This is a genomic window from Pseudomonas frederiksbergensis (assembly GCF_000802155.2).
GTDB classification, from domain to species: Bacteria; Pseudomonadota; Gammaproteobacteria; order Pseudomonadales; family Pseudomonadaceae; genus Aquipseudomonas; species Aquipseudomonas frederiksbergensis_A.
The window spans coordinates 14,852-36,474 of record NZ_JQGJ02000022.1; the positions used below are offsets into that span (position 1 = coordinate 14,852).

Annotated in this window: 20 protein-coding genes; 10 read left to right on the plus strand and 10 right to left on the minus strand. The window is 62.9% G+C overall.

Translation table 11 applies throughout. The annotated features are described in order from the left end of the window. Positions 1–49: 49 nt before the first annotated feature. The 4 genes from JZ00_RS25885 to JZ00_RS25900 all read right to left on the minus strand — a co-directional run bounded on the left by JZ00_RS25885 (position 50) and on the right by JZ00_RS25900 (position 3,573). Entirely contained in the window at positions 50–604 is a 555-nt protein-coding gene (locus JZ00_RS25885) for a tetratricopeptide repeat protein (protein WP_039594075.1), read from the minus strand. Between the two features lie 218 nt (positions 605–822). Next, positions 823–2,106, minus strand: a complete 1,284-nt coding sequence (gene hemL / locus JZ00_RS25890) for a glutamate-1-semialdehyde 2,1-aminomutase (RefSeq protein ID WP_039594076.1) — start codon at positions 2,104–2,106, stop codon at positions 823–825. Between the two features lie 27 nt (positions 2,107–2,133). Next, a complete protein-coding gene (thiE, locus tag JZ00_RS25895; RefSeq protein ID WP_039594077.1) occupies positions 2,134–2,760 on the minus strand; it encodes a thiamine phosphate synthase in 627 nt (208 codons plus the stop codon). A 15-nt stretch (positions 2,761–2,775) separates the two neighbouring features. Further along, positions 2,776–3,573 carry a hydroxymethylpyrimidine/phosphomethylpyrimidine kinase gene (locus tag JZ00_RS25900; RefSeq protein WP_039594078.1) on the minus strand — a complete coding sequence of 266 codons (798 nt, stop codon included), beginning with the start codon at positions 3,571–3,573 and terminating at the stop codon, positions 2,776–2,778. Positions 3,574–3,872: 299 nt separating this feature from the next. Here JZ00_RS25900 and JZ00_RS25905 point away from each other — a divergent pair, with 299 nt between their 5' ends. The 4 genes from JZ00_RS25905 to JZ00_RS25920 all read left to right on the plus strand — a co-directional run bounded on the left by JZ00_RS25905 (position 3,873) and on the right by JZ00_RS25920 (position 10,260). Beyond that, positions 3,873–6,257 (plus strand): hybrid sensor histidine kinase/response regulator, encoded by a 2,385-nt coding sequence (locus JZ00_RS25905; RefSeq protein WP_039594079.1) that lies wholly within the window; start codon positions 3,873–3,875, stop codon positions 6,255–6,257. Between the two features lie 74 nt (positions 6,258–6,331). Further along, positions 6,332–7,981 (plus strand): acyl-CoA dehydrogenase family protein, encoded by a 1,650-nt coding sequence (locus JZ00_RS25910; protein WP_039594080.1) that lies wholly within the window; start codon positions 6,332–6,334, stop codon positions 7,979–7,981. A gap of 73 nt (positions 7,982–8,054) precedes the next feature. Continuing rightward, on the plus strand, positions 8,055–9,554 hold the full coding sequence (gene amn, locus JZ00_RS25915; protein ID WP_162488980.1) for an AMP nucleosidase: 1,500 nt from the start codon (positions 8,055–8,057) through the stop codon (positions 9,552–9,554). Between the two features lie 139 nt (positions 9,555–9,693). Continuing rightward, positions 9,694–10,260 (plus strand): pseudouridine synthase, encoded by a 567-nt coding sequence (locus JZ00_RS25920; protein WP_162488981.1) that lies wholly within the window; start codon positions 9,694–9,696, stop codon positions 10,258–10,260. Here JZ00_RS25920 and JZ00_RS25925 read toward each other — a convergent pair. After that, a complete protein-coding gene (locus JZ00_RS25925) occupies positions 10,255–10,464 on the minus strand; it encodes a DUF2788 domain-containing protein (RefSeq protein ID WP_039594082.1) in 210 nt (69 codons plus the stop codon). The two genes, JZ00_RS25920 and JZ00_RS25925, sit on opposite strands and share 6 nt — an antisense overlap. 253 nt (positions 10,465–10,717) lie before the next feature. After that, positions 10,718–11,197 carry an Lrp/AsnC family transcriptional regulator gene (locus JZ00_RS25930; protein WP_039594083.1) on the minus strand — a complete coding sequence of 160 codons (480 nt, stop codon included), beginning with the start codon at positions 11,195–11,197 and terminating at the stop codon, positions 10,718–10,720. Between the two features lie 414 nt (positions 11,198–11,611). On the opposite strand from JZ00_RS25930, the gene JZ00_RS25935 reads away from it, so the two are divergent. Next, positions 11,612–12,619, plus strand: a complete 1,008-nt coding sequence (locus tag JZ00_RS25935) for a DUF6515 family protein (RefSeq protein ID WP_039594084.1) — start codon at positions 11,612–11,614, stop codon at positions 12,617–12,619. Between the two features lie 50 nt (positions 12,620–12,669). Here the strand turns inward: JZ00_RS25935 and JZ00_RS25940 are convergent, their stop codons facing one another. Beyond that, positions 12,670–13,563, minus strand: a complete 894-nt coding sequence (locus JZ00_RS25940; protein WP_039594085.1) for a cation diffusion facilitator family transporter — start codon at positions 13,561–13,563, stop codon at positions 12,670–12,672. A 27-nt stretch (positions 13,564–13,590) separates the two neighbouring features. Further along, on the minus strand, positions 13,591–14,010 hold the full coding sequence (locus JZ00_RS25945) for a hypothetical protein (RefSeq protein ID WP_039594086.1): 420 nt from the start codon (positions 14,008–14,010) through the stop codon (positions 13,591–13,593). 95 nt (positions 14,011–14,105) lie between these two features. On the opposite strand from JZ00_RS25945, the gene hrpB reads away from it, so the two are divergent. Further along, the gene (gene hrpB / locus JZ00_RS25950) at positions 14,106–16,622 is read left to right on the plus strand and encodes an ATP-dependent helicase HrpB (protein ID WP_039594087.1); all 2,517 of its coding nucleotides are present in this window, start codon (positions 14,106–14,108) and stop codon (positions 16,620–16,622) included. Positions 16,623–16,697: 75 nt separating this feature from the next. On the opposite strand, the gene JZ00_RS25955 is transcribed toward hrpB, so the two are convergent. Together JZ00_RS25955 and JZ00_RS25960 are read right to left on the minus strand one after the other, a co-directional pair. Next, positions 16,698–17,777 (minus strand): endonuclease/exonuclease/phosphatase family protein, encoded by a 1,080-nt coding sequence (locus JZ00_RS25955; protein ID WP_039594088.1) that lies wholly within the window; start codon positions 17,775–17,777, stop codon positions 16,698–16,700. Beyond that, entirely contained in the window at positions 17,774–18,433 is a 660-nt protein-coding gene (locus tag JZ00_RS25960; RefSeq protein WP_039594089.1) for a YciC family protein, read from the minus strand. Before JZ00_RS25960 ends, JZ00_RS25955 begins: the two co-directional genes overlap by 4 nt. 178 nt (positions 18,434–18,611) lie before the next feature. On the opposite strand from JZ00_RS25960, the gene JZ00_RS25965 reads away from it, so the two are divergent. The 4 genes from JZ00_RS25965 (at position 18,612) to yedA (ending at position 21,620) form a co-directional block, all read left to right on the plus strand. Further along, entirely contained in the window at positions 18,612–19,367 is a 756-nt protein-coding gene (locus tag JZ00_RS25965) for a DUF2076 domain-containing protein (RefSeq protein WP_039594090.1), read from the plus strand. 128 nt (positions 19,368–19,495) lie between these two features. Next, positions 19,496–19,975, plus strand: a complete 480-nt coding sequence (locus JZ00_RS25970; protein ID WP_030140338.1) for a LabA-like NYN domain-containing protein — start codon at positions 19,496–19,498, stop codon at positions 19,973–19,975. 21 nt (positions 19,976–19,996) lie between these two features. Then, the gene (locus JZ00_RS25975; protein WP_039594091.1) at positions 19,997–20,608 is read left to right on the plus strand and encodes a 3'-5' exonuclease; all 612 of its coding nucleotides are present in this window, start codon (positions 19,997–19,999) and stop codon (positions 20,606–20,608) included. 109 nt (positions 20,609–20,717) lie between these two features. Continuing rightward, positions 20,718–21,620, plus strand: coding sequence for a drug/metabolite exporter YedA (gene yedA, locus JZ00_RS25980; RefSeq protein ID WP_039594092.1), 903 nt, complete (start codon positions 20,718–20,720; stop codon positions 21,618–21,620). Positions 21,621–21,623 lie beyond the last annotated feature (3 nt).

Consider the following 21,623-nt stretch of genomic DNA (forward strand, 5'->3'; position numbering starts at 1 on the left):
CCTTTGTGGCGAGGGAGCAAGCTTCCTCGCCACAGGGGCCGCAGTGAATTCAGGGCAGCGGCGAGAAGGGCGTACGCCCGTCGGCGTTCTGCAATTCCATCAGGTACTTGCGAAAGATCTGCCCCAGCACCTGGGTGGCCACTTCCAACTCATCCCGGGGCATCTGCTCGGCGACCTCGTCGGCGGTGTCCAGGGCTTCTTCGGCACCATTGACCGCCGCCATCTTCAACACGATGTAGGCCTGGACATTGTTGGCCGGTACACCTTCACCATGGAAGAACATGCCGCCGAGCTTGAACTGCGCCTGGGCATGGCCTTGCAGCGAGGCTTTTTCGAAGTAGTTGAGGGCTTGCTTGAGGTCGCGGGGCGCCGCCTTGCCGTCGTAGTAGAACTCGCCCAACTCGTATTGCGCTTGCGCGTCGCCCGCGTCGGCCGCTTTTTGACAGGCGTCGAGTGCCGGTGCGAGATCTTGTGGCTGGGTGTTGAGGGTGCAACGGCCCATCGCCGGGATCAACAACGAGTTACCGCCTGCCTGTGCATGAACGAGCAGGGGCTGAAGGAGCAACAGGCAGCCCAAGGCAAGGGTGCGGCCGGTGCGGTTCATGGGAATCGACTTACCTCTGAGGGGCGCGTGGATCCTCCGGGGGATCCAATAAGCGCGCATTATGAAATAAGCGGGGCCATCCTTACAAAGTCTTTACTCGTTTTTCTACTGCAAAGGAACCGCAGCGACGGTTTGTTGGGCAGATCTGTAAGAAAAGGCAAGGTAGGCCATGGCCAATAACTGACGCTGGTGTCAGCCAACGTCAGTTATCCACAGGCTTATTTCAGCGCTGCGAAGGCGCGTTCAGCTGCGTCTAGGGTGATCTTCAGTTCCGCCTCGCCATGGGCAATGGAAGTGAAGCCGGCTTCGAACGCGCTTGGTGCCAGGTAGACGCCGCCTTCGAGCATCAAGTGGAAGAAGCGCTTGAAGCGGTCGGCGTCGCTGGCCATCACGTCGTCGAAGGTCACGATGTCATCGGCGCCGCTGAAATACAGGCCGAACATGCCGCCGGCCTGGGTGGTGACGAACGGAATGCCTGCCGCATCGGCACGCACTTGCAAGCCATCGAGCAGGCGCGTGGTGAAGTCGGTCAGTTCGGCGTGGAAGCCCGGGCGGCTGATCAGGCGCAGGGTGGTCAGGCCGGCGGCCATCGCCAACGGGTTGCCCGACAGCGTGCCGGCCTGGTAGACCGGGCCCAGTGGCGCGATGCATTCCATGATCGCGCGCTTGCCGCCGAAGCAGCCGACCGGCATGCCGCCGCCGATGATCTTGCCGAAGGTGCTCAAATCCGGCGTCACGCCGTAATGGGCCTGGGCGCCGCCGAGGGCGACGCGGAAGCCGGTCATCACTTCGTCGAAAATCAACACCACGCCATGCTGGTCGCACAGGCTGCGCAGGCCTTCGAGGAAACCCGGCGCCGGCGGCACGCAGTTCATGTTGCCGGCCACCGGCTCGACGATGATGCACGCCACTTCCTGGCCGACTTCGCCGAGCATCTTCTCGACTTCTTCAAGATCGTTGAACGGCAATGTCAGCGTGTGTTTGGCGAACGCCGCCGGCACGCCCGCGGAGCTTGGCACGCCTTGGGTCAACGCGCCGGAACCGGCCTTGACCAGCAGGCTGTCGGAATGGCCGTGGTAGCAGCCTTCGAACTTGATGATGCTGTCGCGGCCGGTGTAGCCGCGGGCCAGGCGGATCGCACTCATGGTCGCTTCGGTGCCGGAGCTGACCATGCGCACCATTTCCATCGACGGCACGATGGAGCAGACAAGGTCCGCCATCTCGGTTTCCATCGCGGTCGGGGCGCCGTAGGACAGGCCGTGTTCCAACTGCTTGCGCACGGCATCCAGCACGTCCGGATGGCTGTGGCCCAGGATCATCGGGCCCCACGAGCCCACGTAGTCAACGTAGCGCTTGTCGTCTTCGTCGGTGACGTAGGCGCCTTCGGCATGCTTGAAGAACAACGGGGTGCCGCCGACGCTCTTGAACGCACGAACGGGCGAGTTCACGCCGCCGGGGATGTGTTTCTGGGCGTTGGCAAACAGGGTTTCGGAACGGGACATGGCAGGGCTCTCGAAAACGGAAAATGACTATTTGATGTGCAGCAGGTCGTTGAAGGCGCGGGCGCGGCGCGTCACGTCAGCGGTGCTGTCGGCGCCGAACAGGCCGTGGACCACCGCAAGCAGGTCGACCCCGTGGGCCACCAGCGGGGCGGCATTTTCCAGGGTGATGCCGCCGATGGCGCAAATCGGTACATGCAGTTTGATGTGGGCCTGTTCGAGCAGTTCAAGGTTTGCGCTGGGCGCCCCGGGCTTGGTGCTGGAGTTGAAAAAGCGCCCGAACGCGACGTAGCTGGCGCCTTCGTTGACGGCCTGTTCGGCCAGCTCCAGGCTGGCGTGGCAAGTGGAGCCGACGATTGCCTTGTGGCCCAGCAACGCCCGCACCGGCGCCAGCGGGCCATCGGTCTGGCCGAGGTGGACGCCGACGCCAAGGCGCGCGGCCAATTCGGCGTCGTCGTTGATGATCAGCTGAGTCTTGTAGCGCTCGCACAAGTTGCGCAGTGCTTCGGCTTCGCGCAGGCGCCGGGCTTCGTCGCTGCTTTTATCGCGGTACTGCAGCAGGGTCACGCCACCTTCCAGTGCGGCTTCGACATACGCGAGGAACTTGCCGGCCAGCAGTTGGCTGTCGGTCACGGCATAAAGGCCACGTAATTTCATTCCACAGCTCCTGTGCTACGAGCAGAAATCCAGCGGCAGGCGACGCGGTACGAACTGGCCTTTGCCCAGTTGTTCGGCATCGCGCAGGGTACGCCAGGTATAGTCCAGCGCTGTCTTGACCGCGCTGGCGAGCTGTTCGCCCTGGGCCAGCCGGCCGGCGATGGCGCTGGCGAGGGTGCAGCCGGAGCCGTGATAGCTGCCGGGTAAGCGCTGGCAGGTGAACGTCTCGCGGTGTCCGTCGCGGCTGTACAGGCGATTATGGACTTCATGCTCGTCGCCGTGGCCGCCGGTGATCAGCAGGTGCTTGACGAAGGGCAGCAATTTTTCTGCGCATTCATCGGCGCTGCCTTCGGGCAACTCGGCGAGGATGCGCGCTTCGGGCAGGTTAGGCGTGGCGATGATAGCCAAGGGCAGCAGGCGTTCGCGCATGGCGTAGCCAACTTCATCCTTGCCCAGCCGTCCGCCGCCGCCGGCACGCAACACTGGGTCGCAGACCATCGGCAGCTGTGGGTGTGCCTGGAGCAACTCGACCACCGTGTCGACCATTTCCAATGAGCCGAGCATCCCCAGCTTCACCGCCGCGACGGGCGAATCGTTGAGCACGGCATTGGCTTGCGCCAGCACCCACTCGCGATCGAGCACGCGGAAATCGCTGACGTTGACCGTGTCTTGCACGGTTAGCGCGGTAACGGCCGGGGCGGCGTGACATCCCTGGGCGAGCAGGGCTTCGATATCTGCCTGCAAGCCGGCGCCACCACTTGGGTCGTGGCCGGAGAGACAGAGGACAACGGGGCGAGAGCTGTAGATATTCATGGTGCGCGAGCTTATCACCAAACCTCTTTTATCGGTGATCGGGCGCAGAGGGATTTGCTGGCGATTATTTTTGTGGTCCGCCGGTTGGCAACTTGACCAAAGCAACAGCTCTATCTCAATGCTTGGCGCTGAGACGCCCGTCCTAGAGCCTTTTGTCGGAAAAATTTCCGTGGTGCAAATTGGCCATCAACGGCTATGCTACGGATGGATCCAACCAATAACAGGTAATGCCGGTTTTACGTCTACTCAGGGAATGGGGGGCTTCCTGACTCAACCGGACAGGCCACGCTGGGGCTTAAATGCGCTATTTGCTGATGTTGCTGCTGTGCTTGTCCCCCTTGGCAAGTGCGCTCGAATTTGATGACTCTACCCAAAACCTGCCTTTGGGCCATGCATTGCAGGTCTTTGAGGATGCCAGCGGCACGGCCTCCATCGATGAAGTCCTGGCCCAGGCCGCGGCCGGTCGTTTCAAACCCCATGACAAAGCCACGCTCAATGCCGGTTACTCACGGTCGGCATTCTGGTTGAAAGTGGATCTGCATTATCGTCCGGCCAATCCCGACGCCCAGCGAACCTGGTTGCTGGAACTGGCGTATCCGCCGCTGGATCACTTGGACTTGTACTTGGCCGACGGCAGCGGGGCGTATCGCCTGGTTCGCCAGACGGGCGATGCACTGCCGTTTGCCAGCCGCGAGGTTCGCCAGAACAATTACCTGTTCAGCCTGGATTTCCAACCGGGACAACGCCAGGTCGTGTATCTGCGGCTGCAGAGCCAGGGCTCGATCCAGGCGCCGTTGACGCTGTGGTCGAGCACCGCGTACTTGGAGCAGCAGCCGGTGCGCCTGTATGTGTTGGGAACCATTTATGGCGTGTTGCTGGGGATGCTGGTCTATAACCTGTTCATTTACTTGAGCGTGCGCGACACCAGCTACCTGTATTACATCTTCTATATCGCCTCGTTCGGCCTGTATCAGTTGTCGGTCAACGGCGCCGCGGTGGAGTATTTCTGGCCGGACAATCCGTGGTGGGCCAACGCTGCGACGCCATTCTTCATCGGCTGCGCGGGGCTGTTCGGCAGCCAGTTCGCCCGCAGCTTCCTGCAAACCGCGCAATACAGTCGTTGGGTCGATCGAGTATTGCTTGTGCTGATTGCCTACAGCGCCGTGGTGGTGGGGCTGTCGCTGATGACCAGCTATGCCCTGGCGCTACGCCTGGCGACAGCGTTGGCCCTGGTGTTTACCGTGGTGATCTTTGGCGCCGGGCTGTTCGCCTGGTGGCGTGGCCTGCGGGTCGCGCGTTATTTCATCATTGCCTGGTCGGCGTTCCTGCTGGGAGGCATCGTCAACACGATGATGGTGTTGGGTTACCTGCCGAACATTTTCCTGACCATGTACGCCAGCCAGATCGGCTCAGCCATCGAAGTGGCGCTGTTGTCCCTCGCCCTGGCGGATCGCATCAACGCGATGCGCGAGCAGCAAGCCCAGACGCTGTTCGACGCCGGCCAGAAACTCGAAGTGCTCAACCAGCAATTGGCCCAGGGCAACAAACTCAAGGATGAATTCCTCGCCACCCTGACCCACGAGTTGCGCACGCCAATGAACGGTGTGATTGGCTCTCTGGAGTTGATGGAAACCGTCGAGATGGACGCGGAACTCACCCAGTATCAACAGACGGCGGCCGGTTCGGCGCGGGACATGATGCGCATGGTCAACGGTATGCTCACGCTCACCGAGTTGCAGGCCGGCAAGCTCAAGGTCTACCCGGCGCCGTTCAGCCTGCGCGGTGTGATTGACGCCTTGCAGGTGCAGTTCGGTGCCAACGCGGTTGCCAAGGGCCTGGATTTCAAGGTCGACATTGGCCCCGGCCTGGCGGATCGATTGGTCGGTGATAGCGGTAAACTGGCCCAGTGCCTGGAATGCCTATTGGACAACGCCATCAAGTTCACCCGCTCGGGTGGCGTTGCGCTGCGGGTCAGCGGGCGGCCGTCGGAGCTGGATCGTCTGGTGCTGTCATTCGCCGTGATCGATACCGGCATCGGTTTCACCGATCTGGGCGAGGCGACGTTGTACCAGCGCTTCTTCCAGCTCGATGGCTCGATGACGCGCGAATACGGCGGCCTTGGCGTGGGCTTGGCGATCTGTCGCCAGTTGGTCGAACTGCTCGGCGGGCGCCTGACCCATATTTCCGAGCCGAGGCGCGGCAGCCGTTTCCAGCTCGACGTGGAATTCGACATCGCGTTGCCAATGGCCATCTCGACGCCATTTTCCTTCAGCGGACGCCGGGATCCGCGCCAGCCCCAGGATTGCACGGTGCTGCTGGCGGACGACAACACCGTCGATCAGTTGGTCATGCGCGGCATGCTGCTGAAACTGGGCTATCGGGTGCGCACCGCCGACAACAGTCGAGCGGCCCTGGACCTGCTACAGGGCGACAGTTTTGACGCGGTGCTCCTCGATTGCCAGTCGGCGCCGCCGGACGGGGTTTCACTCTGCTGCCAGATCCGCGCGCTGTCCGGTTGCGAGGATTTGCCCCTGCTGGTGGTCAGCCCGAACATCGAGCAGGAGCGTTGCCCCTCCGGGGCCTTGGTCGATTATTTGAGCAAACCGGTGAAATTCGAAGTGCTCCAGGCGATTCTGCAGCGACGCGTGCTTTGTCCAAAACAGGGTGAAAGCGCCGATATTTAGGCGGATATGCCACTTTGATCGGCCTGGGGGCGGTGCTTAACTGAATCCCTGCTGGCCGACCGAGGAGCCCCGCCATGAACCTGCATCAGTTCGCCGAAACCCACGACGTCACGAATCAGCCGCCGTCCCTGGACGGCGCCAACCTGTACCGCATCGATCTGCCGTTGCAACAGTGGTCTCGACGCTTCGGTGCTGATTGGGCGCAGGCGCGGATCGATGCCTACGGTGCGCTGGCCGGCGGGCCGTTGATGGAAGCGGGATTCCTGGCCAACCAGAACAAGCCGGTATTTTCCAGTCACGATCGCTACGGCCACCGTATCGACCTGGTGGAGTTTCATCCTGCGTATCACCAACTGATGCGTACCGCCGTCGAGCACGGCTTGCCCAGCCTGCCGTGGGCCCATCCGCAACCCGGCGCCCATGTCGCCCGCGCGTCGATGACTTACCTGCACAGCCAGGCCGAAGCCGGAACCGGTTGCCCGTTGACCATGACTTTCGCGAGCGTGCCGGCGCTGCGCCTGCAACCCGATCTGGCCGAGCATTGGGTGCCGAAAGTGCTCGCCACCGAATACGACCCGCGCAACGTCGGCATCGCCCACAAGGCCGGGGTGACCCTGGGCATGGCGATGACTGAAAAACAAGGTGGCACCGATGTGCGCGCCAACACCACCAAGGCCTATCCGGTGGGCGCCAGCGGACCGGGCCAGGCCTATGAACTGGTGGGGCATAAATGGTTCTGCTCGGCACCGATGTGTGACGCCTTCCTCACCCTGGCCCAGACCGACAAGGGCCTGACCTGTTTCCTGCTGCCGCGTCATCGCCCGGATGACACACGCAATCAGTTTTATATCCAACGGCTGAAAAATAAGCTGGGCAACTGCTCCAACGCGTCCAGCGAAGTCGAGTTCCGTGGCGCACTGGCCTGGATGGTCGGTGAAGAGGGCCGAGGCGTGCCGACGATCATCGAGATGGTCGCCATGACCCGTTTCGATTGCATGGTTGGCTCCAGCGCCCTGATGCGCCAGGCCTTGACCCAGGCCAGCCACCACTGCGCGCACCGCCTGGTTGGCGGCAGGGTTTTGAGTGAACAGCCGCTGATGCAAAACGTGCTCGCCGACCTGGCTCTGGAAAGCGAAGCCGCGCTGGCCCTGAGCCTGCGCATGGGGCGGGCGCTGGATCATCTCGACGACGCACACGAAGCCAAGTTCGCTCGGCTGGTGACGGCGGTGGGCAAGTACTGGATCTGCAAGCGCGCCCCCGCGATGATCAACGAAGCGGCGGAATGCATGGGCGGGGCCGGCTACGTCGAAGACAACATCCTGCCGCGCCTGTACCGTGAAGCGCCGGTCAACTCGACTTGGGAAGGGTCTGGCAACGTGCAATGCCTTGATGTGTTGCGCGCCTTGTCCAAGGAGCCCGGTGTGCTGGAGGTCTTGTTCAGCGAGTTGGGCGACGGCCACGGCGACAAGCGCCTGGCCGGGCACATCCACCAATTGCACGCAGCCTTCAAGGACACCGGCGACATCCAGTACCGCGCCCGGCAATTGACCGAAGATATCGCCGTGGGCCTGCAAGCCAAGCTGTTGCTCGAGGCGGGGAACGGCGAGGTCAGCGATGCCTTTATCGCCAGTCGCCTGGGCTCGACTGGTCGGGTATACGGCGCCCTGCCTCGGGGCTTGAATGTCGAGGCGATCGTCGCCCGCTCGACCCCGCAGGGGTTCTGAAACAACCCTACCTATTGTGGAAGCGATCGAGTCCAATACGCCACTGTTCCCGTCCGGCGGCGATGCAGGCAAGATGAAGGCCTGCAAGTCAGAACACAGGAAGCTGATCGTGACCGAAGCGTTTATTGTCGTTCAAACCGCCGAACAAGCCGTGGATCGGCTGGCGGCCCTGCACGAGCGTGCGACCACTGCGCTGAACCAGGCGCTCAAGCGTTATCTCAAGGACCGCGTCGAGCCGGATGCCGAGCAACGGGCCTTGTTTCGCTACCCGGCCCTGCGCTTGACCTATCATTGTCACGGCGAAGTCCCGCAAACCACTCGCGCCTACGCCAAGGTCCAGCTGCCCGGCACTTACAGCGTCACCGTTACCCACCCGGCCGCGTTTCGCAAATACCTGCTGGAGCAGCTCGTGCCGTTGATGCACGACTTCACCGTCACCGTCGAGGTGGGTGTCAGCGAGCAGAACATTCCGTACCCGTATGTGGTGGAGCAGGGCGACGAACTCGCCGGCTCCGGTGTGACTGCCGCCGTGCTGGCGCGAGTCTTCCCTAGCACCGATTTGTCAGCTGCCACTGATGGCATCGCCGACGGTCTCTACGATTGGGAAAACACCGATCCGCTGCCCCTGGCGCTGTTCGACGCCGCACGGGTGGATTTCTCGCTGCGTCGCCTGGTGCACTACACCGGCAGCGACTGGCGCCATGTGCAGCCGTGGATCCTGCTCACCAACTACCACCGTTATGTCGACCAGTTCATTGTCCACGGCCTTGAGCAATTGCGCAGTGACCCGCGCTTCGTGCGGATGGTGTTGCCGGGTAACGTGATCATCGACAAGAACATGGATCACGGCGAAGCCTCTGCCATCGCCGCGGGCGTGGTCTGGCATCGCTATCAGATGCCGGCCTATCACTTGCAGGCCAGCGATGGCCATGGCGTGACCCTGGTGAACATCGGCGTCGGCCCGTCCAACGCCAAGAACATTACCGACCACCTGGCCGTGCTCCGTCCGCATTGCTGGCTGATGATCGGTCACTGTGGCGGGCTGCGGCAGTCCCAGACCATTGGCGACTATGTGCTGGCCCATGCCTACATGCGCCGCGATGGCATTCTCGATCGGGTGGTGCCGCCGAACATCCCGATCCCGGCCTTGGCCGAAGTGCAAATGGCACTCCAGCAGGCGGCGGCGAACATCACCGGCGAAAAAGGCGATGAGCTGAAAAAACGCCTGCGCACCGGCACCGTGCTGACCTATGACGATCGCAACTGGGAATTGCGCTGGGCCCAGGAACGGCCATTGATCAACCTCTCCCGCGCTGTTGCGGTGGATATGGAAAGCGGCACCATCGCCGCCCAGGGGTATCGCCTGCGGGTGCCTTACGGCACGTTGCTTTGCGTTTCGGACAAGCCACTGCACAGCGAGATCAAGCTGCCGGGCTCGGCCAACGCGTTCTACGAGCGGGCGGTCAACCAGCACCTGAAGATCGGGATCGCCGCGCTGGATCTGTTGCGCAACGAACTCAACTCGTTGCATTCGCGCAAACTGCGCAGCTTCGACGAGCCGCCGTTCCGCTGATCGGGTAGTGGTCATTTAACGGTCGGGCCACTAGCATGGTCGGCCCAGACCGTTAGATGTTGTCGCTGCCATGCCCCGTCCGCCCCGTCCCGTTTCCCGCCGCCCTGGCGCGAAGCCTCCAGCCTCCGCCCCGCGCCGCGTGGCCAAGGCGCCTCCGGCCGAGCCGAAGCTGATCCTGTTCAACAAACCCTTCGATGTGCTGACGCAATTCAGCGACGGTGAAGGGCGCGCCACGCTCAAGGATTTTATCGACGTGCCCGGCATCTACCCGGCCGGTCGCCTGGACCGTGACAGCGAAGGGCTGTTGTTGCTCACCAACGATGGACAGTTGCAGGCGCGCATCGCCGACCCCAAGCACAAACTGGCCAAGACGTACTGGGTCCAAGTCGAGGGGGAGCCGAGCGACGAACAGTTGCAGCGCCTGCGTGCCGGTGTGGAATTGAACGATGGCATGACGCTGCCGGCCGAGGCCCGCCAATTGGACGAACCGCAATTGTGGCCGCGCAATCCACCGGTGCGCTTTCGTAAAAGCGTACCGACGTCTTGGCTGGAATTGGTCATTCGCGAAGGGCGCAACCGCCAGGTGCGACGCATGACTGCTGCCGTGGGGTTGCCGACCTTGCGCCTGGTGCGGGTCAGGATTGGCGACTGGACAATCGAAGGCCTCGACCAAGGCCAGTGGAAGGAAGTGCCAGCGCGTCTATAACGTGCCGGACTCGATCAGGCCGATCACCACGCTCTTGATGATGAACGCCGCCACGCCCAGGCCCAGCACGAAAAACAGGATGAACGAACCAAAGCGTCCGGCCTTGGACTTCTTCGCCAGGTCCCAGACGATAAAGCCCATGAAAATGATCAGGATGCTGACCAGGCCGGTCATCATCCACTCTTCGAAAACAGCAGGATCCATCGGGGCACTCCGGCGTGGACGCGGTTGTAAAAAGGCGGGGCGAGTATACGGCATGGTGGCCGGGTGCAGGATTGGGCTGCGGCGGTGTGTCGCAGCTGTTCATCGCGGGCTGGAGATCTTGTGGCGAGGGCGCTTGCTCCCGCCGGGTTGCACAGCGACCCCAAAAAAATCTGACCGGTTCCTGATTGCCAGTGGAGCGGTTTGCGACTGCTGCGCAGTCGAGCGGGAGCAAGCTCCCTCGCCACAAAAGCGGTCAGCTACGCAGATGCGTCAACGGTAATTCAGTGCTGTTGAGCACCTGGTTCAGCACAAAACTCGATCGCACGCTGGTGACCCCTTCGATCCGCGTCAGGTGCCCCAACAGCAGCTTCTGGTAATGGTCCATGTCCGGCACCACCACTTTGAGCTGGTAGTCCGCGTCGATGCCGGTGACCAGGCTGCACTCTTGCACTTGCGGCAGGTTGCGGATCGCGGCTTCGAAGGTCTCGAAGCGATCGGGGGTGTGGCGGTCCATGCCGATCAGCACGTAGGCCGTCAGGCTCAGGCCGAGCATCTTGCGGTCGAGCAGGGCAACCTGACGGGTGATATAGCCGTCGTCTTCCAACTGCTTGACCCGCCGCGAGCACGGCGAGGGCGACAGGCCGATGCGTTCGGCCAGTTCCTGGTTGGAGATACGCGCGTCGCGCTGCAATTCCGCCAGAATACTCAGGTCGTAACGGTCGAGTTTGCTCATCGAGCGGGCCTTTATCTGGTTAATTGCGTGAGATTATCCATCCAAGGCTAAAAATTGCGCAAGTGGAGTTTAATCCAGCAATATTCGCAATCGGCTGCCGACGCCTCGGGCCTATGCTTACCACCAAGATCACTGCTCGGACAAACAGTCCAGTGCAGCCCGCCCAATCCGGCCGGCTGCGGTCGCAGTACCCACCGGTACTGGCAGACCCCCGAGCTGCACACTGTCCAGAAGACGGCGTGAGGTGAGCCGACGTCAAAAGCGTCGCGCACGGACGAAGTTCTCAAGGGGAGGCCGACGGGCCTCCCTTTTTTATGCCTGCGAAATAAAGCCCACGGCTGATAACCTATCGCAGAACCGGCCTGGGCTTTCCCCAGTCTTACTTTCAGGCCCCGAACCGTTGTGAGGAATTTCATGAAGTCGCGCATCTGGCGTTTGGCAGGTGTTGGTCTGTTGTGGGCAAGTGTCAGTGCGCAGGGAATGGCCGACGATCAGCAAAACCGTGGCGGCCCCGAAGGCGGCCCAGGGCAGAACGGACGGGGTGGCAATGGCCAGGGGTATCCAGGCCAGCCCCGGCAGCCAAGCAACGAGATCATCCGGGGCGACAACAGCCGACAGTTCGAGGTCAGGCCGCAAAATCCGGGTGGGCAGCAGTATGATCGCCCACCACAAGATCCCAATGCTTACGATCGCCCGCCGCAACAACAACCCGGCAATAACCTGCCGATCCAGGGCCGGCCCGACAGCGTGACCCAGACCCGTGAACCACAACCGGGCTACTATCGCGACATCCCGCGTCGCAACGATGGTTACCCGAATGCAGGCCCACGTCCCGGCCACGAGGGGCGTCCCGACCAGCATTGGCCTGGCCGGCCCGACGGCCATGGCAACGGCTGGGGGCCGGGACCGCAATATCGCCCGGGGTATGTGATCGACCGTTTCCCTGACCGCAATTATCGCGTGCCCTATCGCGGCCACGATTATTTCTACTCCGGTGGCTACTGGTATCGCCCCCAAGGGCCACGTTATGTCGTGGTCCAGCCGCCACGGGGCATTCGTACCCGCTACCTGCCCGACTACGCCCGTGAGGTCTGGATCGGCAGCTCCCTGTTCTTCCTTGCCGCCGGCGCTTATTACATCTACGAAGCCAATACCCGGGATTACGTTGTGGTCGATGCGCCGATCGCCAACCCGCAGCCGCAACCGCAGGGCAACAGTTTTGATGTGGTGGCTTATCCGGCGAACGGCCAGTCCCGGGAGCAGGTCAACCAGGACGGCTACGATTGCTATCGCTGGGCGGTGCAGCAGAGTGGGTTCGACCCGCGCAACTACACCTACCCGCCGGCGCCGGAAGTGGTACAGACCTACCGCCAGGCGCAGGGCAATTGCTTGAGTAGCCGTGGGTATCAGGTGACGTACTGATCACTCGAAATGGAAAAAACGGTTCCCTGTGGCGGGTTCTGTGGTCGGCATCAAGCGCTGGCGCGCTTCACCACTTCCGACGGATCGGCATGCACCAGCACCTCGGTCTTCGGGTAAGCGCGATGAATCGCATCGGCGGCCTGGTCGCTGATGCCGTGGGCTACCGACAGGGTCAACTCCCCGGGTAATTCCAGGTGCAACTGCACAAACCAATGGTTGCCGGAGATCCGCGTGCGCAGGTCATGGGCGCCGAGCACGCCGGGCACCGCACAGGCCAGCTCCAGCATGTGCCGGCTGACGTCGGGCGGCAGCTCTTCATCCATCAGCACGGCGAAGCTTTCCCGGGCAATCTGGATGGCGCTCCACAGGATATACGCCGCGATGCCGAGGCCGAACCAAGCGTCGAATTGATACCAGCCGAGTCCAGCCAGGACCAGCGCCACCAGGATGCTGCCGTTGAGCAACAAATCCGAGCGGTAATGCAGCGAATCGGCGCGCACGGCGTTGGAGCCGGTGGCGCGGATGACCCGATGCTGCAGCGCCAACAGGGCCAGCGTCAGGACCAGGGAAAACACGATCACGCCGACGCTCAGCCAGGGCGCGTCCACGGGGAGTGGGTTCTTCAAGCGCTCGAAGGCCTGCAACCCGATCAGTACCGCACTGCCACCGATAAACAGTGCCTGGGCCATGCCGGCCAGGGATTCGGCCTTGCCATGGCCGTAGCGATGATCGTCATCGGCAGGGCGCAGCGCGTAGTGCACCGCCAGCAGATTGAGCAGCGAGGTGACGCCGTCCAGCGCCGAGTCGGTCAGGCCGGCGAGCATGCTTACCGAGCCGCTGAGCCACCAGGCCAACGCCTTGGCGAGGATCAAGACAAGTGCCACGGCCACCGACGCCCGGGTGGCCAGGCGCAACAGGCGAGCGTGTTCGGTGCTGGTGGTCATGGCGCGGTCTTCCTTGGGTTACGCCCGTTATGCGGCGGGTATGAGACCGAACGCGGCCAATTGCTGGACGTTGCCCTTGTGCTGGATAAGGCGAGGATCGTCCAGCGGGAAGCTGCGGCCCAACTCGCTTTCCAGGATCGCTTGCAGCTTTTGGTTATTGACCGTGCCGTCGGGGTTGATGGCCGGCTTGAGTTTCTCTGGCTCGATCTGGACGCTGCGGCCCGGTTCGAAATAGATCGCGCCGGTGGCGAAGTCGACGGCGAAGGCGATCAGGCCGGGGATGATATAGAACAGCAGGCCGACGGCATCGAGGGCGGCGATGGCCGGGTCGATCTTGCCTTCGATCTGGCCGCGACGGTCCGGGTAGAAGATCGAGCCACACGCGCTGATCTGGGTCAGCAGGGTGGCGACCAGGACGCCGCCGATCACGCGAAAGGGAATACGCATAGCAATCTCCTGAGCAGGTATGGGCGTTGCTGGTTGGAGTCCAGACCACGCTAAACAGTTCGCCGTTATACTCGGCCCTCTGTTTTGGAGCCAGCATGATTTCTTTGCCGATTGATGAAGTTTTACCCACCCTGCGCCAAGCCCTGGCCTCGCGCCACGAAGCGGTGCTCGAAGCGCCCCCCGGCGCCGGTAAAACCACCCGTGTTCCGTTGGCCCTGCTGAACGAGCCCTGGCTGGCCGGGCAGACCATCCTCATGCTCGAACCCCGGCGCCTGGCGGCACGGGCGGCGGCCGAGCGGCTGGCCAGCGAGCTGGGGGAAAAAGTCGGAGAAACCGTCGGCTACCGGATTCGCCTCGACAGCAAGGTCGGCCCCGATACCCGCATCGAAGTGGTCACCGAAGGCATCCTCACTCGCCGCCTGCAAGATGATCCGGCGCTGGAAGGCGTGGGGCTGCTGATCTTCGATGAGTTCCACGAGCGCAGCCTCGACGCCGACCTCGCCCTGGCCTTGAGCCTCAATGGCCGCGAGCTGTTTCGCGAAGACCAACCGCTGAAAATCCTGCTGATGTCCGCGACCCTGGAAGGCGAGCGCCTGGCCGGTCTGTTGGACGACGCGCCGATCCTGCGCAGCGAAGGACGCATGTTCCCGGTGACGGTGCGTTGGGGGCGGCCGTTCCAGCCCGGCGAGTTCATCGAGCCACGGCTGGTGCAGACCGTGCTCGAAGCTCTGCACGATGAAACCGGCAGCGTGCTGGTGTTCTTGCCTGGGCAAGCGGAAATCCGTCGCGTTCACCAACAGTTGGCCGATGCCCTCGGCGACGGTGGCAACGTGTTGCTGTGCCCGCTGCACGGTGAGCTGGACCTGGCGGCCCAGCGCGCTGCCATCGATCCGGCGCCGCCCGGCCTGCGCAAAGTCGTGCTGGCCACCAACATTGCCGAAACCAGCCTGACCATCGATGGCGTGAGAGTGGTGATCGACGCCGGACTGGCCCGGGTGCCGCGTTTCGATCCGGGCAGTGGCATGACCCGGCTCGACACCCAACGTATTTCCCGGGCCAGCGCGACCCAGCGGGCCGGTCGCGCCGGGCGCCTGGAACCGGGGGTGTGCTATCGGCTGTGGTCCGAAGACCAGCACGAACAATTGGCCGCCTACGGCAGCGCCGAGATTCTCTCAGCGGACCTGGCCGGGTTGGCCCTGCAATTGGGACGCTGGGGCGTGACACCGCAGCAACTGGTCTGGCTCGACGTCCCGCCTGCCGCTGCTTATGCCCAGGCCCAGGACCTGCTGCAACGTCTCGGCGCACTCGACGGCGGCCAACTGACCCGCCACGGCCAGACCATGGCCGAACTGCCGGCCCATCCGCGCATTGCCCATCTGCTGTTGCGCGGCCAGGCGCTGGGGCTGGCGGACATGGCCTGCAACGTCGCCGCGCTGCTGGGCGAGCGCGACATCCTGCGCGGCGCCGGGGCGGATCTGCACAGCCGTCTGGTCTTGTTGTCCGGTGAGGAGCGAGCAGCACGCGGCGCCCAGGGTGGCGTGCAGCGGGCGCGGCAATTGGCCCGGCAATATCGCGGCTATTTACGGGGCAAGGCCGAGGAGGCCGTCGCCGATCCCGATCATCCACGCTGGCTCGGTGCATTGTTGGCGTTGGCCTATCCGGATCGTGTCGCCCAGCAACGGCGCCCCGGCGGTGCGGAATATCGCCTGGCCAACGGTCGTGCGGCGCTGTTCGCCGAGGCCGACAGCCTGATGAAACAACCCTGGCTGGTCATTGCCGATTTGGGCAGTCGCCAGGGCCAGCGGGAAGAGCGGATCTACCTGGCGACGGATTTCGACCCGGCCCTGTTCGATTCAGTGCTGGCCGAACAGGTGCAGACGGTCGATCAACTGGACTGGGACGAGCGCGAAGGCGTGCTGCGGGCCGAGCGTCAGCGCAAGGTCGGCGAACTGGTGCTCAGCCGCGAGCCGTTGACCGGCCTGGATGAGGCGGCCCGCAGCCAGGCACTGGTCAATCTGGTCCGGCGCAAAGGCCTCGAACTGCTGCCGTGGACGCCGGAGTTGCGGCAATGGCAGGCGCGGGTGGCGCTGTTGCGTCGGCTCGATAGGGAGAGCAAGGGCGAGAGCGAATGGCCGGACGTCAGCGATGCGGCGTTGCTGGAAAGCCTCGAACACTGGTTGATGCCTTACCTGGGGCGTGTGTCGCGACTCAGTCATTTCGCCAACCTGGACCTGTCGAGCATCGTCCACAACCTGCTGCCCTGGCCATTGCCGCAACGCTTGGACGAACAGGCGCCGCACCATTTGAGCGTGCCTTCCGGGTCGTCGATTCGCCTGGATTACAGCGAACACCCGCCGATCCTGGCGGTGCGCTTGCAGGAACTCTTCGGCCTGTCCGACACCCCGCGCATCGCCGGCGGACGGCAGGTGGTCAAGCTGCACCTGCTATCGCCAGCACGTCGACCGGTGCAGGTGACCCAGGACTTGGCGAGCTTCTGGCGCAACACCTACGCCGAGGTGAAGAAAGACCTCAAGGGACGATATCCCAAGCACTACTGGCCGGACGACCCGCTGGTGGCGGAAGCGACGGCGCGGGCCAAGCCGCGCAAGTGAAAGGGCCCAAGGTCTGTAATCTGAAACACAGCCCCCTTGGGAGCGAGCAGGCTATCCCACAGTTTCTAAAAGCTGTCACGGCATCGCCGGCAACAGAAACCGCGCAATCACCGGCAAATGATCGGAGATGCGCAACGTGTCATCCTGCCGCACCTGGGCCTGGACCCGCTTGAGGCGCGGGCTGTAGAACAGGTAGTCGACGGTGCGGTCGGGGCCGTTGAGGCCGGGGTCGTTGGGGTAGTGGGTCAGCCAGTGTGCGCGGTCGATGCCACTGGCCTCGTTGTTGGTGGGGATCATCGGGTATTTGTCCCACAACAGGTGCAGCTCGCTGTCGGCGGAGTAGGGCGAGCGCTGTTCGGTTGGCAAACGCCGGTATTGGCCCAGGGGCAACAGGTTGAAATCGCCGCCGATCAGCCAGGGCGTGCCGGCGGATTCAAGCTTGTCGAGGGACTTGGAAACGGCACCGATCTGTTTCTGCGCGGTGTCGTCCGGTTGCGTGGCCCGCTCCAGGTGCGTATTGAGCACCGCCAGCTGCCCCCCGCCGTCCAGGGCCAGGTAACTCACGAGCAGGGCGTTTTTCGGCTGGAACTGGCGGCTGATGAAATTCCCATCAGCCACCGGCAATTGCACTCGCTCGGCGTGGTCGATGCGGTAGCGGCTCAGCGTCGCCAACTGCCGGCCGACGCTGCCGAAGATCCGCGGGTTAGGGATGAAGTCGGCTTTCCAATCGAACGCGCTGGTGCCGCACGGGTAGAGGTCGGCCAGGCGCTCCTGCAACAGCTTGAGCTGGTCCTGGTAGTCGCTGGCCTTGGCGCCGTTGTCGAGTTCCTGGAGCAACACCACATCCGGTTGCTCGTCGCGAATGACCCGGGCCACTTCGTCCAGGCTGAAGGCCATGTCTTCCGGGGTCGGGCTTTCATCGTTGCCTTGGGCAAGGTCGTGCCAGAACACGTAGCGCTTGCCGGCCAGGAATTGCACGTTCCAGGTCATGACCTTCAAGGCTTGGCCGGGCATCAACGGTGCGGCGTTCGCGGCGCAGCTGACGGGCAGCGTTTCCCGGGCCTGGGGACGCCACGTCAGGCCATAAACCGAAAAGGCTCCGATGCCGATAATCAACAACAGGCCCAGCAGGGCGTATCGCAGCAGACGGGTCATGACTGAGGTTTTTCAGCAATCAACATGAACATGCGGAACAGTACCACCGTGGTAAACAGTTGCAGGAAGCTGTGGATGCTGTCGACCAGCAAACTGACCAAGGGGTTCTGCGGCGGCGGATACACCGAGACGCTGGCGCCCTTGAGCAGCCACAGCGGGATCATCACGGCCAGGATGCACAGCAGGATTCGCCAGAAATGACCGCGACTCATGCGCAGGCTTTCCTTCATCGCTGCCAGTGGAGTCATGCCTTTGAGCACCAACAGATATTCACCGAAGGCCAGGACGACCATCAACCATAGCCCCGGCAGGAAATACAACGAGATGCCAATCAGGATCAGCAGCGTATTGAGGGCGGTCAGCAAGGCGAAGCGTGGCCATTGCAGGAGCGAGGCGGCGAGCAGGTCGCGGGGGCGAGGGGCTTCGCCACGACTGCGGGCGTCAAGAAACAGAATCAACGCCGCCGTGTACAGCGGGTACACCAATAACCCGACGATCACGCTGTAGCCGGAAAAACCGTCGGCCCCGACGGCGCTGTCCACCCCTTGCTGCAGCACCGCTTCGAGTATCACCAGCGGCAGGCACAACTGGGCGATGCGGCCCAGATGGCGCTTGAAAAAATACAAGGAGTCACGCAGTACTTCTAACGGATTCATGGGTCGGTATCGCAGTTCAGAAAAGCGGTCCGACACTTTACCCATCAGCTGCCCGCATAAACAAACGTAAACATCAGGTAAAGACCGTTGAAAGCGTCTTGGCGGACCCCATTACTGACGGGCACCGGTCTTGTGCGGACCGGCTTGGTTTTTTATCCGGCAATCTGATGAGGTCGCCATGAACAGCGAAGAACAAACCCTGATCGATGGACTGTTTTCACGGTTGCAGCAGGCCGAAAAGGATTCAGCGCCACGCGACGCCCAGGCCGAGGCGCGGATCAAGGAGCATTTGGCCAGGCAACCTGCGGCGGGCTATTTCATGGCCCAGGCGATCCTGGTGCAAGAGGCGGCGATCAAGCGCCTGGACGAGCAGAACACCCAACTCTCCCAGCAGATCGAACAACTGCAAGCGCAGTTGCAGCAGTCCCGCAGCCAGGCATCCGCGCCAAGCGGTGGCGGTGGTTTCCTCTCAAGCATCTTCGGCGGCAGCAACCGCGATTCCCGGCCCGCGAGCGCGCCGGCCCCCAGCGGTGGCGGCTGGCGCGAACCGGCACGCCCATCGTTCAATGCGCCGACACAGCAAGGCTTCGGTGCCGCGCCGGGCAACTATGGTGCGCCGCAACAGCAAGCCCCGGCGGCGGGCAGCTTCCTCGGCGGAGCGCTGAAGACCGCCGCAGGCGTGGCCGGTGGCGTGATGTTGGCCCAAGGCATCAGCAGCCTCTTCCACAGCAATCAACCCCAGGAAATCGTCGAGGTTCTCAAGGAAGAACCGGCCCAGCCCGTCAACGACACTGCCAACAGTGGCGACAATGGCTGGGGCGATGAGCCGCGCGTGGCTGACAGCGACACCTATGGCAATGACCAGGGCGGTTTTAGCGACGCGGACTACAGCGACGATTCGTCTTTCTTCGGCGACGACGACTCCTTCGTCTGACCCGCCATTCGTCCGGGGCGCCCTGGCGCCTCGAGGCGATTACTCGCAGAACATTCCTCGAGGCTGGCATACTGGGCGACTTTTCGGGCCGGGTGGCCTACGCGCGTGCGTATCAACGAGGAAACGCGGTGAAAAAAATTGCAGTGTTCGCCGATGTCCAGAACCTCTACTACACCGTACGCCAAGCCTATGGTTGCCATTTCAACTACGCCGCGCTGTGGGCTGATGTGAGCAAGCAGGGGCAGATCGTCGAGGCCTACGCCTATGCGATCGATCGCGGTGACAGCAAGCAGCAGCAATTCCAGCAGATCCTGCGCAACCTGGGTTTCACCGTGAAGCTCAAGCCTTACATCCAGCGCAGCGACGGCTCGGCCAAGGGCGACTGGGACGTGGGCATTACGCTCGACATCATGGACGCCGCCGATCACGTCGATGAGGTGGTGCTGGCCTCCGGCGATGGCGATTTCGACATGTTGCTAGAACGCATCATCAGCAAGCACGGCGTGCAAGCGGTGGCCTACGGTGTACCGGGGCTGACCGCCAATTCACTGATCCGCGCCGCCAGCCGCTACGTGCCCATTGAGGGCGCGCTGCTGCTCAAGAATTGAACTTCAAGGAGCCCCACGGGTTTGGAACGCATCGCAGTCATCGACTTTGAAACCACCGGCATTACCCCGAGCAGCGGGTGCCGGGCCACGGAAATCGCGGTGGTGATGCTCGAACAAGGCCGGATCGTCGACCGCTACCAGAGCCTGATGAATGCCGGCGTCCGCGTACCGGCCTTCATCGAACAGCTCACCGGCATCAGCAACGCCATGCTGCGCAGCGCACCCCCGGCGGAAAAGGTGATGAACGAGGTCAACGAATTCGTCGGCATCACGCCGCTGCTGGCCCACAACGCCGCGTTCGACCAGAAGTTCTGGGACTTCGAGCTGGGACGCATCAAGCGCACCCGCTTGCAGAATTTTGCCTGTTCACTGTTGCTGGCCCGGCGTTTGATGCCGGCGGCGCCGAACCACAAGCTCGGCACCCTCAACGTGTTCGCCGGCTTGCCCCACACCGGCCAGGCCCACCGGGCCATGGCCGACGCCGAAATGGCCGCCAACCTCACCGCGCACCTGGCCTCGGAATTGCGGCAAAAGCATGGGCTGCGGGAGCTGTCCCATGATTTGCTGTGCAGTTTGCAGAAAGTGCCGGCGGCGAAAATCAATGAGCATCTCAAGCGGCATCGCGGGTTCTAAGCACTCAACATTAAAAGTGTATGGCTCGGATAAACAGGTTTTGTAACTTAATTTCTGTCGAGCGCCTTTTTAGAATGACGGGTTTCATCGTCCTGACTTCGAGTTGAACATGCCTGGCACACGCCGTTTTCCCTTGCCGTTGATCGCTGCCTTCTTCGCCTTGTACGTCATCTGGGGTTCGACCTACCTGGTGATTCGCATTGGTGTGGAGTATTGGCCGCCGTTGTTGCTGGCGGGGATTCGTTTCGTGATTGCCGGTTCGCTGATGTACGGCTTCCTGCGCTGGCGTGGGGCGCCGGCACCGACCTGGGCGCAGTGGAAGGCCGGAGCACTCATTGGTGTGTTGCTGCTCACGTTTGGCAATGGCGCGGTGAGTGTGGCCGAGCACACGGGGGTGGCGTCCGGCGTCGCGGCGCTGGCCGTGGCGACCGTGCCTTTGTTTACCCTGCTCTGCGGTTATTTCTGGGGCGCGCGTAATACCCGCCTGGAGTGGGCCGGGATTGTATTGGGGCTGATCGGCATCGCCATGCTCAACCTCGGTTCCAACTTGCAATCGAGCCCGCTGGGGGCGGCCTTGCTCGTGTTTGCGGCGGCTTCCTGGGCCTTCGGCTCGGTGTTGAGCAAGCATGTGTCGTTGCCGGCGGGGGCGATGGCCAGCGCGGTGGAGATGCTGGTGGCTGGCGTGGTGCTGTTGATCGGCAGCTTCGCCTGTGGCGAGCGCCTTGAAAGCATGCCGCCGCTGGAAGGCTGGTTTGCGCTGGTCTACCTGATCGGTTTCGGTTCGATCATCGCCTTCAATGCCTACATGTACCTGCTCAAGCATGTGCGTCCGGCGGCGGCCACCAGCTATGCCTACGTCAACCCGGCGGTGGCGGTGTTGCTTGGGATCGTCTTCGCTGGGGAGACCATCGGCATCGAAGAAGCCGTGGCGATGCTGGTGATCATCAGCGCCGTGGTGTTGATCGGGTTGCCGCAGTGGCGCAAGCCCAAGCCTGCACCGGCCGAATCCTGATTT

Coding starts and splice junctions, on each gene's coding strand:
- JZ00_RS25885 (WP_039594075.1), bottom strand. CDS start 604: ATGAACCGCACCGGCCGCACCCTTGCCTTGGGCTGCCTGTTGCTCCTT.
- hemL (WP_039594076.1), bottom strand. CDS start 2,106: ATGTCCCGTTCCGAAACCCTGTTTGCCAACGCCCAGAAACACATCCCC.
- thiE (WP_039594077.1), bottom strand. CDS start 2,760: ATGAAATTACGTGGCCTTTATGCCGTGACCGACAGCCAACTGCTGGCC.
- JZ00_RS25900 (WP_039594078.1), bottom strand. CDS start 3,573: ATGAATATCTACAGCTCTCGCCCCGTTGTCCTCTGTCTCTCCGGCCAC.
- JZ00_RS25905 (WP_039594079.1), top strand. CDS start 3,873: ATGCGCTATTTGCTGATGTTGCTGCTGTGCTTGTCCCCCTTGGCAAGT.
- JZ00_RS25910 (WP_039594080.1), top strand. CDS start 6,332: ATGAACCTGCATCAGTTCGCCGAAACCCACGACGTCACGAATCAGCCG.
- amn (WP_162488980.1), top strand. CDS start 8,055: ATGAAGGCCTGCAAGTCAGAACACAGGAAGCTGATCGTGACCGAAGCG.
- JZ00_RS25925 (WP_039594082.1), bottom strand. CDS start 10,464: ATGGATCCTGCTGTTTTCGAAGAGTGGATGATGACCGGCCTGGTCAGC.
- JZ00_RS25930 (WP_039594083.1), bottom strand. CDS start 11,197: ATGAGCAAACTCGACCGTTACGACCTGAGTATTCTGGCGGAATTGCAG.
- JZ00_RS25935 (WP_039594084.1), top strand. CDS start 11,612: ATGAAGTCGCGCATCTGGCGTTTGGCAGGTGTTGGTCTGTTGTGGGCA.
- JZ00_RS25940 (WP_039594085.1), bottom strand. CDS start 13,563: ATGACCACCAGCACCGAACACGCTCGCCTGTTGCGCCTGGCCACCCGG.
- JZ00_RS25945 (WP_039594086.1), bottom strand. CDS start 14,010: ATGCGTATTCCCTTTCGCGTGATCGGCGGCGTCCTGGTCGCCACCCTG.
- hrpB (WP_039594087.1), top strand. CDS start 14,106: ATGATTTCTTTGCCGATTGATGAAGTTTTACCCACCCTGCGCCAAGCC.
- JZ00_RS25955 (WP_039594088.1), bottom strand. CDS start 17,777: ATGACCCGTCTGCTGCGATACGCCCTGCTGGGCCTGTTGTTGATTATC.
- JZ00_RS25960 (WP_039594089.1), bottom strand. CDS start 18,433: ATGAATCCGTTAGAAGTACTGCGTGACTCCTTGTATTTTTTCAAGCGC.
- JZ00_RS25965 (WP_039594090.1), top strand. CDS start 18,612: ATGAACAGCGAAGAACAAACCCTGATCGATGGACTGTTTTCACGGTTG.
- yedA (WP_039594092.1), top strand. CDS start 20,718: ATGCCTGGCACACGCCGTTTTCCCTTGCCGTTGATCGCTGCCTTCTTC.